A 17,108-nucleotide genomic window follows, 5' to 3' on the forward strand; every position below is an offset into this window, starting at 1 on the left:
TCTGCGCTGGCCGCGCCACATGGTGACGCGGCGCCAGCTGAGACGGCTCAACCCTGTGCCGCATTCTCTGACGCGTTGCCAGCGCCTTATTGGCCATCCTGTTCTGCCTGAAGCTTATAACACATAGCGGGACAAGTCTTCATCAACCGACAAGGCGCCCAGCCGCGCTTCGACATAAGCTGCGTCAATGCTGATGGTTGTGCCGGAATTCTGATGTGCATCAAAAGAAATCTCTTCCAGCAGCTTTTCCATCACAGTGTATAAACGGCGCGCACCAATGTTTTCCGTGGTTTCATTGACGGAAAAGGCGATGCCTGCGAGACGTTCCACACCTTCCGGCGTAAATTCTATTTGCACATCCTCGGTGGCCAGCAGGGCTTGATACTGACGGGTCAGGCAGGCATCCGTACTGGTCAGTATGCGTTCAAAGTCCGCGATGGATAAGGATTCCAGCTCAACCCGGATAGGGAAGCGCCCCTGCAACTCTGGTATCAGATCTGAGGGTTTGGCCAGATGGAAGGCACCGGAGGCGATGAACAGAATATGGTCGGTTTTGATCATACCGTACTTGGTATTGACCGTAGTTCCTTCCACCAGCGGCAGCAAATCACGCTGTACGCCGGCGCGCGATACTTCACCACCGCCAGTTTCCGAGCGTGAAGCGATCTTATCGATTTCATCCAGGAATACGATGCCGTTCTGTTCCACATTACGGATGGCTTCCTGTTTCAGCTCTTCTTCATTGACCAGTTTGGCTGCTTCTTCCTCAATCAGCAGTTTGAAGGCTTCTTTGATCTTGAGTTTGCGTGCTTTTTTTCGACCACTGCCCATGCCGGAAAACATGGTTTTAATCTGTTCGGTCATTTCTTCCATACCAGGTGGCGCCATGATTTCCATTTGCGCTGCCGGTTCTGCTACTTCCAGCTCGATTTCTTTGTCGTCCAGTGCGCCTTCACGCAGACGTTTACGGAAAGTCTGACGGGTGCTGTTATCGCCAGCATTCTGTTCACCTTCCGGATGGATGCCGAAATCACGTGCCGGTGGCAGCAGGATGTCGAGAATGCGGTCTTCTGCCGCGTCTTCTGCGCGCAGGCGGACTTTGCGGGTTGCAGATTCGCGGGTTTGTTTGATGCCGATATCGACCAGATCGCGGATGATGGTGTCCACATCGCGGCCCACGTAGCCGACTTCGGTAAATTTAGTGGCTTCGATTTTGATGAACGGTGCATCTGCCAGCTTGGCCAGACGACGTGCGATCTCGGTTTTGCCGACGCCGGTCGGGCCTATCATCAGGATATTTTTTGGTGTGATTTCGTGGCGCAGCGGCTCTTGCACCTGCTGACGACGCCAGCGGTTACGCAAGGCGATGGCAACTGCACGTTTGGCCTTGCCCTGTCCGACGACATGTTTATCCAGTTCGGACACGATTTCCTGTGGTGTCATATTCATGTTTTTTCCTGTCTGCTTCTCTGTCAGCCTGCGTTACGTTGCAGGCGAGGATTATTCCAAGGTTTCTATGGTGTGCGACAAATTGGTATAAATGCACAGTTCACCGGCAATCGTCAGTGATTTCTTGACGATGTCTACCGGTGATAAATCGGTATTTTCGAACAAGGCAATCGCAGCCGATTGGGCGAAACTGCCACCGGAACCGATCGCGCCTATGCCCTGATTCGGTTCCAGTACATCGCCATTACCGGTAATGACCAGAGTCGTGTCTTTATCTGCTACCAGCAACATCGCTTCCAGACGGCGCAGCATGCGGTCGGTACGCCAGTCCTTCGCCAGCTCAACGGAGGCACGCATCAGGTGACCCTGGTGTTTTTCCAATTTGGATTCAAAGCGTTCTATCAGGGTGAATGCATCAGCCGTGCCGCCAGCAAAACCTGCCAGCACTTTGTTGTGATACAGCTTACGTACTTTACGCGCCGTGCCTTTCATGACGATATTGCCCAGCGTGACTTGTCCGTCGCCACCGAGGGCAACGACATTACCGCGCCGCACGGTCAGTATGGTGGTACCGTGAAATTGTTCCATATGAACCTCTCAAAAGGGGAAAGGCATTCGTTACACAAGGAATGCCACAGGAAGCGAACTTCCGAATTGCTAGAAAATGGGGGGGAACTGCAGAATTACAAGAAGTGTAGGGCAGGTATCTGCTGTTTGCAGGGCTAATTCCGGTCAACTTTGTGCTGACATGCAAGAAAGGGCAGTGGGAATTGTGCCGAAATTAATGTTTACGCAAGCTGATGCTGGCGATGTTTTTGAGGCCCATGGCGTTGAATAGCATCATGACCAGGTAATTCACCTCGGTAAACTGGATGGACATACCAGGTTTGCCCGCGATGGGTGCCAAACCATTGAGTAATTCGGCCGTTGCACTGAATTCCACCCGTTCCAGGCGCGAGCAATCGAGTATCAGAGGATTGGTGTGATTGGCCTGATCGGCAATTTTTTTGAGCAAGCCATCCATTTTCCCCTGTATGAAGGCTGGCATCGTGAAGCGGTCAGAGCGAGCGGCCTCTTCCTCGTGGTCTTCCTTTAGCGTGATTTCCGGGAAGGCACTGGTAATATTGTTTTTTGGTGCTTCAAAAGAAGGCGGCGACACCTCAAAGGTGACGCAGTAATCCATGCTGACTTCTTCAAACGCGCGTTCAAAGTGCAGCAATTGCAGTATTTCCAGCAGCAACAACCATGGTGCTTCGGTTTCGTCACGGCGGCCAACTTGCAAAATACCGCGTATGCGGTCCGCCAGATCCTGTGCTCCCGCCAGCATCAGGTCGTGATCGGATTTTTTTAAATTCTTCAAACAGCGCAACAACAGGCCGCAGCCTACCGGATCGACTTCTTTGATACGTCCAAAGTCCAGTTTCAGACTCTGGCTTCTGACACCCTGAGTGTTAATTTTTTCGATGACTTTGATAATGCCGGCATCGAGCTTGGCTGGAAACAGAATGGTCGGAGTTGCAACGTTGCTCTCCTGGCTGACTTCCTGGTCCGCCGGGCTGCCGAGTTCTGGCCAAAGCGGTGGCGATGTTTCAAACTTATTGGCATAGTCCAGCGACAGGCTTTCAAACATGTGCTGGTTATTGGTCAGGCGATACAGGTCGAACAGCATTTGCCAGCCGATTTCAGTCGCACTGCCGAGATTCTGGTGATGGACCGCTGCCTGCAACATATGCTCAGCGACCTCATTCTGGCCATTGGCGAACAGTATGGCGGCCTCTTCCAATACCGGTACCGACTCACTGTAGGCAATCGCATTACCGTGAATTTCAGTGTGCCCGCCGAGCAGATAATCAGACGGCATCGTCATAGGCAGGGTCGTCTGGAAATCCATGACGGAGGCGCGTTTCTCTATCGGCAGGGTATTTGCGGTGAGCGTTACCTCACCAGTCACCGTGCCGTTGCCAGACTTGTTCAAATCGATTTTAGTCGCAACCGGTGGACGAGTTTTCACGATGTCGCGTGACATCTCGAACTCTATTGCGTCAATTTTTCTTTCGGTGGCACGTGCAATATGGCGTTGTGCAATGATGGAATTGGTAAACAGTTCACTATCCTGGAAGCCTGTGATCACAGTATTTCCAGTTTTAGCGCGGGTTTTTTTAGATGTACTGCGCTCTGAGGCGCGCTCATCTTTTTTTCCACCCTTTTTACCGAACAGAGAAAAAATCCCCACTTTGATCCCGAAAAATTGTAGCTGAACTGTAGCTGTTAAACGACAAAATATTTACCGAGGTTCAAGTATATTCTGATTTAGAAGTGAAATGTAATCAGACTCCAAGCCTGTCAGAGATTTTTAACTAAAGTTAAAAGTTGTTTTATGGAAATAAACAGCAGTTAGGAGACAATCCTGTTGATTTCCCGCAAATTGGGGCGGTTTTTCACGCCCCAATTCGATTTCAGGGTTTACGGCAATGTACTGGAATTACAATTCGTAACAAAAAGCTGGGTAGTCCTCACTTAAAAGCTGGTCCTGACACCTGCAATGAAGTGGCGCCCTGGCTGAGGCACGCTGTCACGCAAAACCGAAGTTGAGATGCGTATATCCTGATTCAGCAGATTTTTCGCCATCACAAACCAGGTCAGTTGCGCCCCTGAATAGAGCTGGGTATAGCTGAGGTCCAGATCGACTTTAGTATAGGAGGGTGTCACATAATTTTCAAAGCTGGCCAGTCTGTCCTGTTTCTGAGCGTGCAAAACTTTGACTGAACCACGCCAGGCGCCTTCGCGATAGCCGAGATCAAAGCCGGTACGGATCGCTGGTTGCAGTGGCAGATTGCCGGCATTTTCCAAACGTCCGCGTGACATGTCTGCAAATGCACGCGCAGAAAAGCCTTCACCCGTCTGATTAAAGCTCAGTTCAGCTTCTGCGCCATGGATATTAGCGCGCGCTTGTGACCAGTAACGGCGGCTGAATTCAGCGTCATCGGCTGGATTGCCTTCTTCATCCACTTTCACGCCATCGGTGTGCCCGTAGACGTAATTTTGCACCTGGTTGTAGAAAGCATTGATTTTCCAGCGTACCAGGCCGTTTGTTTTCTGCAGACTTAATTCCAGATTGCGTGATTTTTCTTTTTGCATATTGGGATTGCCAATATCAAAAGTCGCTGTGGATTCATGCGGTCCATTGGAGTACAGCTCTTCGGTAGCCGGTGCGCGTTGGGCCAGCGAGTAGCTGAGGCCAGCAGCGTAGCCTGGCGTGAATTGCCAGAGTCCGCCTAATGATGCCGAGTACAGGTCAAACTGACGCGCCGGCAAGCTGGCGATGGCCTCAGGTGTGCGTTTGACGTTTTCCAGACGCAGCCCGGCACTGGTCAAGACTTCGCCGATTTGCTTTTGTTCGACCACGAAGGCAGCTACAGAATTCGATTTTGTCACGGGAACCGTATCAGCGCGCCCGGTGGCAGCGGATAAGGCAGAGAATTTGACTGTTTCAAATTGCATTCCCCAACTGCCCTGCCAACCTTGCCAGGCGTGGTGATTCAGGACCAGGCGTCCTTCTGTGGACTGGTTTTTGAAGTTGGTGTTAGCGATGCCTTGCTCGGTTTTTTCCGTGTGCTGATAATCGGTTGTACTCAGTTTCATACTGAGTGACTCAAAACCTGCCCAAGGTGCCAGCACTTTGCTGTCCAGATCCAAGCGGTTCTGCCGCATGTCGATAAAGGATTTTTCTGCGGTCGGAATGCCGTAATGATCGTTCAGCGTTTGCACTGCAGCGCCGACATATCCCCATTTCTGAATATACGAGCCGCCGAGCGTCAAGCTGTGTTCACGGGTAAAACTGGATGGCAGTCTGCCTCTTGCAGTATCCGGGTTGCCCGGGTTTGCCTTGCCGGGAATTGCGTAGTTATCAGTCTGACGGGCATTGCCATCAATATGCCAGGCCAGCGCACCACTGGATCCGTCAAGGCCAAACGAGCCGCTTTTTTCCTGATTCCCGCTGCCGACGCGTAATTCCGCTTCGCCGCTTACTTGTTTGCTCAGGGTGGCAGGGATACGTCCGTCGATCACATTCACCAGGCCGCCTATCGCGCCGCTGCCATACAGTAGTGCCGCCGGACCGCGCAGAATTTCTATTTGCTGGGCGGTTGCACTTTCACTGGCCACCGCATGGTCATTCGACAGACTGGAGACATCTGCGACGCCCATGCCGTTTTGCAGAATTTTGATGCGTGGTCCTTCCAGGCCGCGAATGATAGGGCGCGAGGCACCGGCACCAAAGCCTGACGCCGACACACCAAGCTCACCGCCCAGCGTATCGCCCAAAGAAGTACTGATTTTATTGCGTAATTCCGGGCCGGCCAGCACCTTGGCAGGTGTCAGCACTTGCATATCCTCGCCCTTACCCAAAGGATTTGAGGTGACGGTAACAGTGGAGATGGTTTCTGCAAAAGTTGGGCAGGCGAAGGCACTGAGGACTGCCGCGGCAGCCAGACGAAGTTGGTAAGACATAGATTTTCCTGAAACACGAATACGAAATGATGGCGCGCGGCGCTGTACGCAGACAGGCGCGCTCCTGAGGTGGCAACAGCCACCCGCTAGCTCAGATGAGGGTATTTCGTGTGACAGGTGGTGCGCGGGAAGCGAATGCCAGCAGCAACTGTGCCAGCCAATCGGGTTTGGCAAGCTGAGCAAGCGCAGGCGGCTGCACATTTAACAGCGGCACAACCGGTGGTATGAAAGTCAGATAGTCGGCGCAGGTACTGGCATCGGTCAATGCGCAGGAGTGCAGCAGACTGTCATCGGATTGGCTTTCAGTGATATTCCAGACTGAATACGCCTGGCTGATCAGTTGTAATTGCGGTTTACCACCTATCCAGTTCGCATGGGCGAGCCGGTGCGACAAGCCCGTCCACTGAGCCAGCAATAATGCGGGCAGCAGACACCAAAGCAGCCACAGGCGGCGTTGGTGGTGGGGACGTGCATGCGGTAAAGACATGTTCAGTGTGATTCAGTCAGAGTCGGGTTCCGTTATTAGCGCTAACAACAAACGCTTATATCAATACAATCCTGGCGTCCTGGATGAGACGCCTGCATTGGGTCAAAGTTCCGCTACTTGCGAAAGATATGCAACAAAGTTGCGGTATCTGCCCAGAAAAAAGCGTGTATTGAATACACGCTTTTTATTATCCCGGTCAAAAATGACGCTAAGATTAATCGCCGTACAGTTTTTGTTTCATTTCGCGTCTTTGCTGCGCTTCCAGTGACAAGGTCGCTGTCGGGCGTGCCAGCAGACGCGGAATGCCGATCGGTTCACCGGTTTCTTCGCACCAGCCGTAATCACCTTCATCGATGCTGGCGATGGCTTGCTGAACTTTTTTCAGCAGCTTGCGTTCACGGTCGCGGGTACGCAACTCTAACGCGTGTTCCTCTTCTATCGTGGCACGATCTGCCGGATCGGGAACAAGCACGGTTTCGCGAAGATGCTCGGTCGTTTCGTCGGCATTCTTCAATAAATCCTTTTCAAGCTGCTGCAAACGGGCCTTGAAAAATGCCAGTTGAGCAGCGTTCATATAATCCTGCTCTCCCATCGCGAGGATTTGTTCCTCGGTGAGCAGAGCTTCGGGGGCGCTGACTGTAGCAGTCGATTTAGTTGATTTGGTTGCCACTTCGCTTACTTTCGATACAACGGGTTAGTACATAGGACACGCTGAACACAGTGTTGCTTCAGCAGGAATATCCTCCCCTTACCAAACAGGCAGACGCATTTTGCAGCATCTGTCACTTGCAGTCCAGACAAGAATCGCTATTGGTAGCCCGTTAGTTTATACCAAACACTGCTGCAATCCTTGAATAAATATCTCTTTTGGTAGATTTTTGCCAATAAATACCATTTTGCTTTGCTTAATTTCACCTTCCGCCCACTTCATGCCGACATCTGTGCCCATGATTTGATGTACTCCCTGGAAAATGACTTTGCGGTCGGCGTTTTGCATATACAACACCCCTTTATAACGCAGCATACGCGGGCCAAAAACTTGCACCAGGCCGCCCAGAAATTCATCCAGCTGACCAGTGTTGAACGGCCGCTCGCTGGTAAATACGAAGGCTGCAATATCGTCTGAGTGATGGCTATGATGGTGGTCATGTGCGCTACTTGTATGCCCGGCCTCATGCGTATGATGGTGATGCTCATGGCTGCAGTGTTCGTTGCAATCCGCATGTTCGTGCGTATGTTCGTGCGCTTCTTCGGCTTTCAGAAAGTCGGGGTCCAGCTCCAGTTTGGCATTCAAATGAAAGCCCTTAAGATCCAGCACTTCTTTGATGGCGACCTGACCGAAATGGACTTCGCTGACGGTAGCGCGCGGATTCATGCGCAACAGCCGTGCGCGTAAAGCGGACACCGTGTCAGCGTCGACCAGATCCGTTTTAGAGAGCAGGATTTTATCGGCGAATCCGACCTGGCGCTGGGCTTCTTCATGCTCATCAAGTTGCTGCATGGCATGTCGCGCATCTACCACAGTGACGACCGCATCGAGCATGTAATGCATGCCAACTTCTTCATCAACAAAAAAAGTCTGGGCGACCGGACCCGGATTGGCCAGACCCGTGGTTTCTATCACCACATGATCAAAATCGATCTTGCCTGCCTGTTTTTGTTCTATCAGTCTGGCCAGCGCGACGATCAGATCGCCACGCACAGTGCAGCAAATGCAACCGTTGTTCATTTCTATGATCTGCTCATTACTGTCTTGCAGCAGAATTTCATTGTCGATATTTTCCTGACCAAATTCATTTTCAATCACAGCGATGCGCAAGCCATGCTCTTCCTGCAGGATGCGGTTGAGCAGGGTCGTTTTACCAGCGCCGAGGAAACCAGTCAGTATCGTAGTGGGAATAAGTGCCATACAGTCTTTCTGCTTAATTTTTGCTTAATGATTCAGGAATAGGGTCATCAGGTCTGCGCACAGGATGCACACCAGCCTTTGATCGTCAGTTCAATTTCGTGACTCTGAAAGCCATTGCCCAGGGTGGCTTGCAGGCTATGTTGTAATTGCTTTTGTACCGCCAGTGGCGCCTCGGTTCCGGTCAGACAGAACACACGGGTACAACGGGTACATTTGAAATGTCCATGCTGATGCTGTTGCGGCGCACCTTGCACCTGTGCCTCATGGCTGGCGCTGTAGCGGAACACGCGGTCATCGCCAGAAATTTTATGGATCAGACCCGCCTCGGTCAGACAGTCCAGCGTGCGGTACAAAGTCACTCTGTCCATAGACGGAAAATCTTCCTGTACTTCCAGATGTGTCAAGGCGCGGCTGGCACCCAGCAGCATGCTCAGTACATTGCGCCGGGCATCGGTGTTGCGGATACCGCTGGTTTCCAGCAGGTGTTGCGCCAGTTGGAGAGGTGAGTGCTTCATAGTACAGCTCGAATTCAGAGAGGAGGTCTATTATGCCTCAAAATGCAATTGAGTTGCAAAATTGAAGCCTGCTCATGTACTGTGCGCAGACTCCAAATAATCAAACCAGCCTTGTCAATTCATGAACTTGTCATATTGGCTTCTTATACTCTGCGGCGACTTCTCCTGTTCCGGATATCCATATTTCCATATTTCCGGACAATTTCTTTATTAACCGCGTTCTGACGCTTGAGTGCTTTTTTTGGGTTGAATCATGTCTGATCAAATGAAAGCTGGCCGTCGCCAGGCATTAAAATTTCTCGCTGGTGCCCCTTTGTTTCCATTGGGTGCTATCTCTGCATCTTCTTTGCTGACCGCATGTGGCGGCGGTACCGATTTGCCTGCTGGCTCCGTGGTGCCTGTGCCGACTTTTGCATCCGCTGAGTTTGCCCCTATGGCTGCGCCAAGTCTGGCGAATGCAGCAGCGATGGCAACGACTACTGTGACGTCTGCATTAAACGTCAAGTTCAGCGACAATTCCGTACAGACTTACAAACTCGCTTACCAGCCTTTCTTCCTGACCGGTGACATGGTACCAGGCACTTCCGGTGCTAATGTGCTGGCGGGCGGTTATTACGATATTAATAACAAACCAATTATCGACAAAACGGTCGCCGGTAAAGAACGTCAGTTCTTTTCAGATTCGCCAGATGGTACTTCTTTGCTGAGCGTTGCTAATCCTACGGTCACTGGCATTAAAGGTAAGGCTGTGTTTGCCGTGGTTCAGTTTGAGTACACCACCTGGGCGCAGGATGGAAAAACCGATATGTACGGTGCATTGCCTTCCCCGATTGCGGTACTGACACTGGATCAGGATCAGACGACCGGTAAGCTGAGCCTGGTTAAGTATCACAATGTGGATACATCGAAAGTGAATGGACTGTGGATTACTTGCGGTGCCAGCCTGTCTCCCTGGGGTACACACCTGTCGAGTGAAGAGTATGAGCCGGATGCATTTACCATCGCCAGCAACACCATGTTCAGCGCCTACAGTACCAATCTGTACGGTGACGCGACTAAGGCCAATCCATACAATTACGGACATTTGCCAGAAGTGACGGTTAATCCGGACGGTACCGGCACCATCAAGAAGCACTACTGCCTGGGCCGTATATCGCATGAGTTGATACAGGTAATGCCGGATAACCGTACCGCACTGATGGGTGATGATGCGACTAACGGCGCTTTGTTTATGTTCGTGGCTGACAAGGAAAAAGACCTGTCTTCCGGCAGTCTGTACGTAGCAAAAGTTGGTGCCGGATTCTCATTAGATGTGACGGCTGCCGGTGCGCCACTGAGCTGGATCAAATTAGGTTCCGCCACCAGTGCGGAAATCGAAGCATTGGCGCAGACCGTCAAGGCAACGGATATCATGGATGTACGCACTTCCGATCCGGCAGATGCGACATTCACTAAGATCAATTTCAGTGGCAAAGTACAATGGGTACGTTTGAAAGCTGGCATGGAAAAAGCGGCTGCTTTCCTGGAAACGCATCGCTACGCAGCATTGATGGGCGGCAGTATGGCTTTCACTAAGATGGAAGGTACGACCGTTAATGCGAAAGACAAGATCGCTTACTCTGCCCTGCAAAACATGCAAAGCTCTATGGTGCGTGGCAATGCAGCATGGAATGAAGCGCATGGTGTGACCATAGACAAAGCCTTGAATGCGGGCGGTATTCTGGCGCATACCCTGGCTGGTTCTCAAAAGGACACGAAAGGTGCAGCGATCAACAGCGACTGGGTACCTACAGTCACCAAGACCTTGCTGATCGGTGAAGACATCACTGCGGATGCACTGGGTAATACGGCGAATCCGGACAAAATCGGTGCGCCGGATAATCTGAAATTCTCGGAAAAACTGCGTACCCTGTTTATTGGTGAAGACAGCAGCTATCATGTCAATAACTTCCTGTGGGCCTATAACGTTGATACCAAGCTCTTATCACGCGTTGCGTCGATGCCAGCTGGTGCGGAAGCAACTGGCTTGTCCGTGGTCGATGATCTGAATGGCTGGACTTACATCACCAGCAATTTCCAACATCCGGGTGACTGGGGTAGCATCCATAAAGTGGTACAGCCTACGCTGGATCCTTTGGTACGTGCTAACTACAAAGACCGCTTTGCCGCAGCGGTTGGTTATTTGACTGCAGATATTAGCAGTGTGAAGTTAAACAAATAATTAAATCTTGGTATTGCTTTGAATCCGGTGTTGGAGATATTGGCTCCGGATTCAATTTGATAATTTAAGTTAAAAAATGGGGAACTAAGTTCCCCATTTTTTTTGCATTCAGGTGTCGGAAGACTTTTTTGCTCTGGGATGTGCCTGATCGTAGACCTTGGCTAAATGCTGAAAGTCCAGTGCGGTATACACTTGCGTCGCAGCCAGTGAGCTGTGTCCCAGCATTTCCTGAACTGCGCGGATATCGCCGGAAGATTGAAGCACGTGCGCCGCAAATGAATGTCTGAGCATATGCGGATGCACATTGGCAGGAATATCCAGTGACTGCGCATGCGCCTTGATTCTGAGCTGTACCAGCCGGGCTGACATGCGGGTGCCGCGTTCAGTCAGGAATAAGGGATGCGGATCGGCTTTTAACAATGCGCCGCGCACAGCAATCCATGCACGCAGCGCTGTCAGCGCATGGCTGCCCACCGGTACGATGCGCTGTTTATTCCCCTTACCGGTTACATGTACTTCGGCTTGCTCCAGATCGACATAGGCTGCAGACTGGTAATTCCCTTCGTGCACAGCCTCTATATCCAGACTGACCAGTTCTGACACACGCAAGCCACTGGAGTACAGTAATTCAAACATGGCACGATTGGCATACGCGGTGGGACTATCCTTGCTTTGTTGTGATACCAGGCGCGATGCATCATCCGGCCCCAGCGCCTCAGGCAAAGGTGCGCTTTTTTTGGGAGCACGCAGGCCCTGCAGAGGGTTGATCGTTATTTTCTGCTGTTCACACAGCCATTGAAAATAACCACGCCAGCTCGATAGCTTGCGTGCAATGCTGCGCGGATTCAGGCCGGTGCCATGCAATTTCGCCGTGATGCGGCGTAATTGCGTGGTGGTCAGTGTGGCGACAGGGTGGGGCTGAGCGAGAGCTGCTAATTCCTTCAGATCCAGTGCGTAACTGTCCAAAGTGTGTGCAGACAAGCGGCGCTGACTATGCAGGATATCCAGATAAGCGGAGATATCTGCTGCAGACTCAGCTTCGCTCATGGCAGATCACTGCTGTATCAGGCAAGCCAGCGCCGCGCTGGTGGTGTCAGCAATCTGCACCAGGAAATCCGTTGCCATTTCTTTGGTATAGCGTGCCGGATCGGGAGAACCCAATACCAGCAAACCAAACACTGTGGCACCGGCCTGCGTGCGCAGCGGCAGCATTGCGATGGATTTCACCGCGGCGTCGCTTTCTATCCAGTTGGCGGCTTCAAATTCCTGATTCGCGCCGCAAAATGGTGCTTGCAAGCCTTTGGCGAACAGACGTGCATCGTCATTGACGGATTCTGCAAACCAGGTATGGGCAAATTCCGGTGCCACATTCCACAAACGTAAGGTCGCATGCGGCAAATCGAAGATATCCTGCAAGCCACGGGTCAGAATATGCGGCAGATCAACGTCATTACGCGCCATTAGCAGTTCCCGCGTCCAGCGTTGGAATTTCCTGGTGATGTCGTGATTTTCTTCAGCGTTGCGCATCAGATCAGACAATTTCAATTCCAGCGTACGGTATTTTTCACGCACCACTTCCATCTGTCTTTCCTGCAACGAGATGGCACGACCCATCACCGGGCTGGTTAGTTTGATGGCACTCAGTAATTCAGCATGTTCTTCGAAAAATTGCGGATGCTGGATAAGATAGGTTGCGATATCAGTTGGATTCATGGGCTATAGCTATACACAGAGTTGCGACAGGCAAAACGCTGCCATCTTACAGATTAATTTCACCTTCAAATACGGTCACAGCAGGACCACTGAGCATGACCGGCTGCTCAGGTCCGGCCCAGGCGATCGACAGTTCACCACCACGTGCCGAGACCCGGACCGGGCTATCCAGCAGGCCGCGCCGGATGCCAGCAACCACCGCAGCACAGGCACCGGTGCCACAGGCCAGGGTTTCACCTGCACCACGTTCAAATACGCGCAGCCGGATATGATGGTGGTTCATGATTTGCATGAAACCGGCATTGATACGTTTCGGGAAGCGTTCATGGTTTTCGATTAGCGGACCATCCTGACTGACCGGCGCATTGTCTATATCGTCCACCACCTGCACTGCATGGGGATTTCCCATCGACACCAGCGAGAACAGCGTGGTCTTGCCGTGTATCTGCATTGGCCATAACAGATCATCACCCTGTGGCGTGGCAACTAAGCCATTGACATCAGCCGGGACCCTGGCTGGCTCAAGTACAGGTGCACCCATATCCACGGTGATGCTGCCATCGGCTTCCAGGCGTGGTTCTATCACACCGGACATGGTTTCTACACGTATGCTGGATTTGTCAGTCAGTTTCTTGTCTGTGACAAAGCGTACAAAAGCGCGCGAGCCGTTACCGCATTGCTCAACTTCTCCGCCATCGGCATTAAATATACGATAGCGAAAATCGACGTCAGGCGTGGAGCTGGCCTCGACCACCAGGATTTGGTCAGCACCGATGCCAAAACGGCGATCACCAATATGCCGGCATAGTTCTGTGCTCAGCGGTATGTTCTGGTTGATGGCGTCAATGACGACAAAGTCGTTGCCTGCGCCATGCATTTTCGTGAATTTGAGTTTCATGCCTTCATTATATCCCGTGAAACTGTACTCAACGGGAGACGCTCATGCATTTTCCAGCCCGTCAATTCAGGGATCCGGAACAAGCTGCATGAGTGTGTAAATAAAACAACGTATAATTGTTTAAAATTGTGACTTTTTTTATGCTTTAGCTGTAGAATCGACGCCTGTCATTTTTATGTGATTGTTTTGTTAATAATTGTTAGGGTAAAAAATGTTGAAAAAATTGAGTATCGCTGCAGCTATCGCTGTTTTGTCTATTTCCGCACAGGCACAGACAGCTAATGCTTTTTACGTTGGTTCGGATATCGGTTCCACTAAAGTTGACGGTTTGGTTGACAACAAAGTTAGCTATGGTGCATTCGGTGGTTATAAATTCAACGAGAATGTTGCTGTTGAATTGGCTTACCGTCAATTGTTCAAAACAGATATCGGTCCTGTATCCGTAGACGGAACACAGACCGCAGTATCCGTTCTGGGTATCGTGCCAGTGAGCAAAGAATTCCAGGTAATTGGCCGCCTGGGTTACAACCAATTGAAAGCCAATGCGTCTTATCGTGGCAGCTCTGGTTCGGGTTCCCAAAACGGTACATTTGTTGGCGTTGGCGTTCAGTACCAGTTCACAGCGAACATCGGTGCACGTCTGGAATTCCAAAAGCCAGCTAGCGACACCAAAAACTTCAGCGCTGGCGTAACTTACTCGTTCTAAGAGCCAGTTCTTCAGTCTGGGTTTGGTCAAAAAACGGCTACTGTACTTCAGTAGCCGTTTTTTTTGCTCTATCCTGTTCAGTGTTTATATACACCGCAGCCAATGACCAGATCTTCGCTTACCCGCTCGATGTAAGAAGTTTTGTGCTCGACTTTCTGAGTCAGAGGATTGATGATGCTGTAATCCACCCAGCCGCCTTTGGCGGGCAAGGCAAACGCATCCTGTACCAGCTGGCGCCCGTTCAGTCCGGGGACATTGAATAAATTGACCTTCAGTTTTTCAGCGTTGCCACCAAAGGCGCGGTACTGACCCTGGCGGTCAAACGCAAACACATACATATCGCGATCGGCAAACTGCCGTTGCTGGTTGGCGGTTATCAGTGACAAGGCTGTCTGGGATTTGTCACGATATAAGGCAACCGCAATTTTCACCATTTGCAATGCTTCATCAGCGGTGCCCTGACGCAGGGTAAAGGTGGATACCGACCTGGCCAGCAAGCCAGCCCGCTCTTCCAGCTCCATTGCATTAAACTTGGCATGATCTGCCATCTGGCCATTGCTTTGTGTGATTTCGTCCAGATGATGTAAGGCTTCTGAAATCTGTGCCAGCCCATTACTCTGCTCGACAGAAGCGACCGAGATTACATTGATATTACTGGCCAGTTCGCGGATACCGGTCACGATATCGGTCAGAGTTTGATTGACCTGATTGATTTGTGCCACGCCCTGTTTAACCTGATGAACAGATTCTTCTATCAGCTGCCGGATCTGACGCGAGGAATCTGCACTGCGTTGCGCCAGGCCGCGTACCTCTGAGGCGACCACAGCAAAACCGCGTCCCTGTTCACCGGCTCTGGCGGCCTCAACAGCTGCATTGAGCGCAAGGATGTTGGTCTGGAACGCGATGCCATCAATGATGCTGATGATATCCTGTACTTTCAATGCACTGCTCTGTATGCCTTGCATAGACAGCACCGCTTCCTGCATGGTGCTGCCGCTGGACTCTGCAATAGCCTGCACTTTTGAGGCTAAATGGTCGACTGCGGTCGCGCTGTCGGCATTTTTGCGTACGGTATCTGCCAGATCTTCCACGCTGGCAGATGTCTGTTCCAGACTGGACGCCTGCTGCTCTGTGCGTGCAGATAATTCGCTGATACCGGAAGCGAGGTCTTCGCCGAGTTGCGAAACCATGCAGGAGTTACTACGCACATTGGCTACCAGTGTCGATAACTGATCATTCATGCTTTCTAAATTGCCGCCAGTCAGCGCCAGTTCATCTTTGCCATTGATATGTATGCGTTGGGTCAGGTCGCCCGTTGCCACTGCCTGCGCCGAGATATTGAGTGATCGTAATGCCGACATAAAGCCGCTATAAAATGCCATCAGTGCGTAGATCGCCGCGATAAAACTGAGCGTAGTTGTGATCACGATAGTATTGCGGCTGAATTGCAAATCGCTGACGCGCTCGCTGAGTAAGCCAGTCAGCCTGTCTTCCAGCTTTTCCTGTAGTGCCAATGCCAGTTCTATGGTTTTAGTACCTTGTGCAAAGTAAGCCTTGGCATCACCATTTACCTCTTCTGCAAGCAGTGATTTGGTTGCCAATGCAATATAGGTTTCACTTGCTTCAAATGCGTCTTTGCGATTTTCCAGAATAGTCTCGCCAGCACGTTGTAGCGGCCCGTCGAGGCTGGCCAGTGCCTTCATCGCTGCGCGCAACGCGTCGATTCGCGAATAGGTAGCTGCTTTATCGACGAATTCCATTTTACCGGAGCGGATATAGCCTGCACCCAAGCCACGCAGCAAGGCCAGATGCTCGGTCCAGACCGGGATTTTTAAGATCGTCGCATCCATCAGAAAATAGGTATTGGCTGCAGGATCAAGCAGCAAACCGCTTTGCTCAGCGACCAGGGTGGAAAATTCCAGAATACGGCTGACTAAGGCATTGTGTTGACGGATGCTGTCAGCAGCAGTTGCGGCGATCTGGCCGTTGGCGAGCTGGGTCAGTTCAGTGTGCAATGCGGCCCAGTCTTTATCCAGACTCCAATCCGGATGCTGACTGACATCCTGACTGATGGATTTCAGGCTGGCAGAGAGTTGCGAGCGGGTGGCACTCAGCGCATCATCGACCGGTTCAGCTGCGAATTTCAAATTCACCAGACCACGGTGCTTCTGGGTTTGTATCACCAGCGTCATGATATGACGGCTCACTGCGACGCCCATGTGTTCGTTTTCTGCCACACTGAGTTCGGCATTGATTTTGCCCAGTATGAACAGACTGAGACCGAATATGGGAATGATCAGAATGGCGAACATGCCCAATAATTTCACGCGCAGACTGAGATGGCTCATCAGGGCAACTGCGGGTGCGAGCAGACGACGTAACAGCGTGGACATCAAATCCTCCTGTTGTGTACAGAGTAGCGCGGGTTGCTAATTGTTACATATTTCAATGTGGAAAGGCGCATAGTGACAAAAAACAACATGCCTGAAATTTAAGCAGTTGATCCATGCTGCAAGACCAGTACACTTTCATAGAGTGTCAGTCATACTGTACTGGTCATTTTCTGGGTACCTGTACATGGGGATGGCTGAAACAGCATGTTAATGTGCGCGCGGACTGAACAGGATATGATGCACCCACAAGGTGATTCTGCAGCAGGGCGAAGACCATTCGCCACTAAATATATAAAAGCACGGAGACC

The 17,108-nt window shown here is 51.3% G+C and carries 14 protein-coding genes; 2 read left to right on the forward strand and 12 right to left on the reverse strand.

Annotated features, from left to right (window positions below; genetic code table 11):
• Window positions 1-114: 114 nt before the first annotated feature.
• The 8 genes from hslU to H8K43_RS10630 all read right to left on the reverse strand — a co-directional run bounded on the left by hslU (window position 115) and on the right by H8K43_RS10630 (window position 8,869).
• Window positions 115-1,449: an ATP-dependent protease ATPase subunit HslU gene (gene hslU / locus H8K43_RS10595; RefSeq protein ID WP_186903812.1), complete on the reverse strand. Its 1,335-nt coding sequence runs from the start codon at window positions 1,447-1,449 to the stop codon at window positions 115-117.
• 51 nt (window positions 1,450-1,500) lie between these two features.
• Window positions 1,501-2,037, reverse strand: coding sequence for an ATP-dependent protease subunit HslV (gene hslV / locus H8K43_RS10600; protein ID WP_162019096.1), 537 nt, complete (start codon window positions 2,035-2,037; stop codon window positions 1,501-1,503).
• A 193-nt stretch (window positions 2,038-2,230) separates the two neighbouring features.
• Window positions 2,231-3,682: an STAS domain-containing protein gene (locus tag H8K43_RS10605; protein WP_186903813.1), complete on the reverse strand. Its 1,452-nt coding sequence runs from the start codon at window positions 3,680-3,682 to the stop codon at window positions 2,231-2,233.
• A 284-nt stretch (window positions 3,683-3,966) separates the two neighbouring features.
• Entirely contained in the window at window positions 3,967-5,958 is a 1,992-nt protein-coding gene (locus tag H8K43_RS10610) for a TonB-dependent receptor (RefSeq protein ID WP_186903814.1), read from the reverse strand.
• A gap of 91 nt (window positions 5,959-6,049) precedes the next feature.
• Complete coding sequence (locus tag H8K43_RS10615; RefSeq protein ID WP_186903815.1) at window positions 6,050-6,445, reverse strand: hypothetical protein; 396 nt, start codon at window positions 6,443-6,445, stop codon at window positions 6,050-6,052.
• 214 nt (window positions 6,446-6,659) lie between these two features.
• Window positions 6,660-7,064 (reverse strand): RNA polymerase-binding protein DksA, encoded by a 405-nt coding sequence (dksA, locus tag H8K43_RS10620; protein WP_162019428.1) that lies wholly within the window; start codon window positions 7,062-7,064, stop codon window positions 6,660-6,662.
• A 207-nt stretch (window positions 7,065-7,271) separates the two neighbouring features.
• Entirely contained in the window at window positions 7,272-8,354 is a 1,083-nt protein-coding gene (locus H8K43_RS10625; RefSeq protein ID WP_186903816.1) for a CobW family GTP-binding protein, read from the reverse strand.
• A 47-nt stretch (window positions 8,355-8,401) separates the two neighbouring features.
• Window positions 8,402-8,869 carry a Fur family transcriptional regulator gene (locus tag H8K43_RS10630; RefSeq protein ID WP_186903817.1) on the reverse strand — a complete coding sequence of 156 codons (468 nt, stop codon included), beginning with the start codon at window positions 8,867-8,869 and terminating at the stop codon, window positions 8,402-8,404.
• 253 nt (window positions 8,870-9,122) lie between these two features.
• Between H8K43_RS10630 and H8K43_RS10635 the strand changes: the two genes are divergently transcribed.
• Window positions 9,123-11,090, forward strand: coding sequence for a PhoX family protein (locus tag H8K43_RS10635; protein WP_186903818.1), 1,968 nt, complete (start codon window positions 9,123-9,125; stop codon window positions 11,088-11,090).
• 108 nt (window positions 11,091-11,198) lie between these two features.
• On the opposite strand, the gene H8K43_RS10640 is transcribed toward H8K43_RS10635, so the two are convergent.
• The 3 genes from H8K43_RS10640 to dapF are packed head-to-tail and all read right to left on the reverse strand — an operon-like array spanning window position 11,199 to window position 13,701.
• Window positions 11,199-12,137, reverse strand: a complete 939-nt coding sequence (locus H8K43_RS10640) for a tyrosine recombinase XerC (protein WP_186903819.1) — start codon at window positions 12,135-12,137, stop codon at window positions 11,199-11,201.
• Window positions 12,138-12,143: 6 nt separating this feature from the next.
• A complete protein-coding gene (locus H8K43_RS10645) occupies window positions 12,144-12,803 on the reverse strand; it encodes a DUF484 family protein (protein ID WP_186903820.1) in 660 nt (219 codons plus the stop codon).
• A 46-nt stretch (window positions 12,804-12,849) separates the two neighbouring features.
• The gene (gene dapF / locus H8K43_RS10650; RefSeq protein WP_186903821.1) at window positions 12,850-13,701 is read right to left on the reverse strand and encodes a diaminopimelate epimerase; all 852 of its coding nucleotides are present in this window, start codon (window positions 13,699-13,701) and stop codon (window positions 12,850-12,852) included.
• Between the two features lie 211 nt (window positions 13,702-13,912).
• Here dapF and H8K43_RS10655 point away from each other — a divergent pair, with 211 nt between their 5' ends.
• Window positions 13,913-14,407 carry a porin family protein gene (locus H8K43_RS10655; protein ID WP_186903822.1) on the forward strand — a complete coding sequence of 165 codons (495 nt, stop codon included), beginning with the start codon at window positions 13,913-13,915 and terminating at the stop codon, window positions 14,405-14,407.
• A gap of 77 nt (window positions 14,408-14,484) precedes the next feature.
• Here H8K43_RS10655 and H8K43_RS10660 read toward each other — a convergent pair whose 3' ends face one another.
• Entirely contained in the window at window positions 14,485-16,800 is a 2,316-nt protein-coding gene (locus H8K43_RS10660) for a methyl-accepting chemotaxis protein (protein ID WP_186903823.1), read from the reverse strand.
• Between the last annotated feature and the right edge of the window lie 308 nt (window positions 16,801-17,108).

It is taken from the genome of Cognatundibacterium curvum (assembly GCF_014284235.1).
GTDB lineage: Bacteria > Pseudomonadota > Gammaproteobacteria > Burkholderiales > Burkholderiaceae_D > Undibacterium > Undibacterium curvum.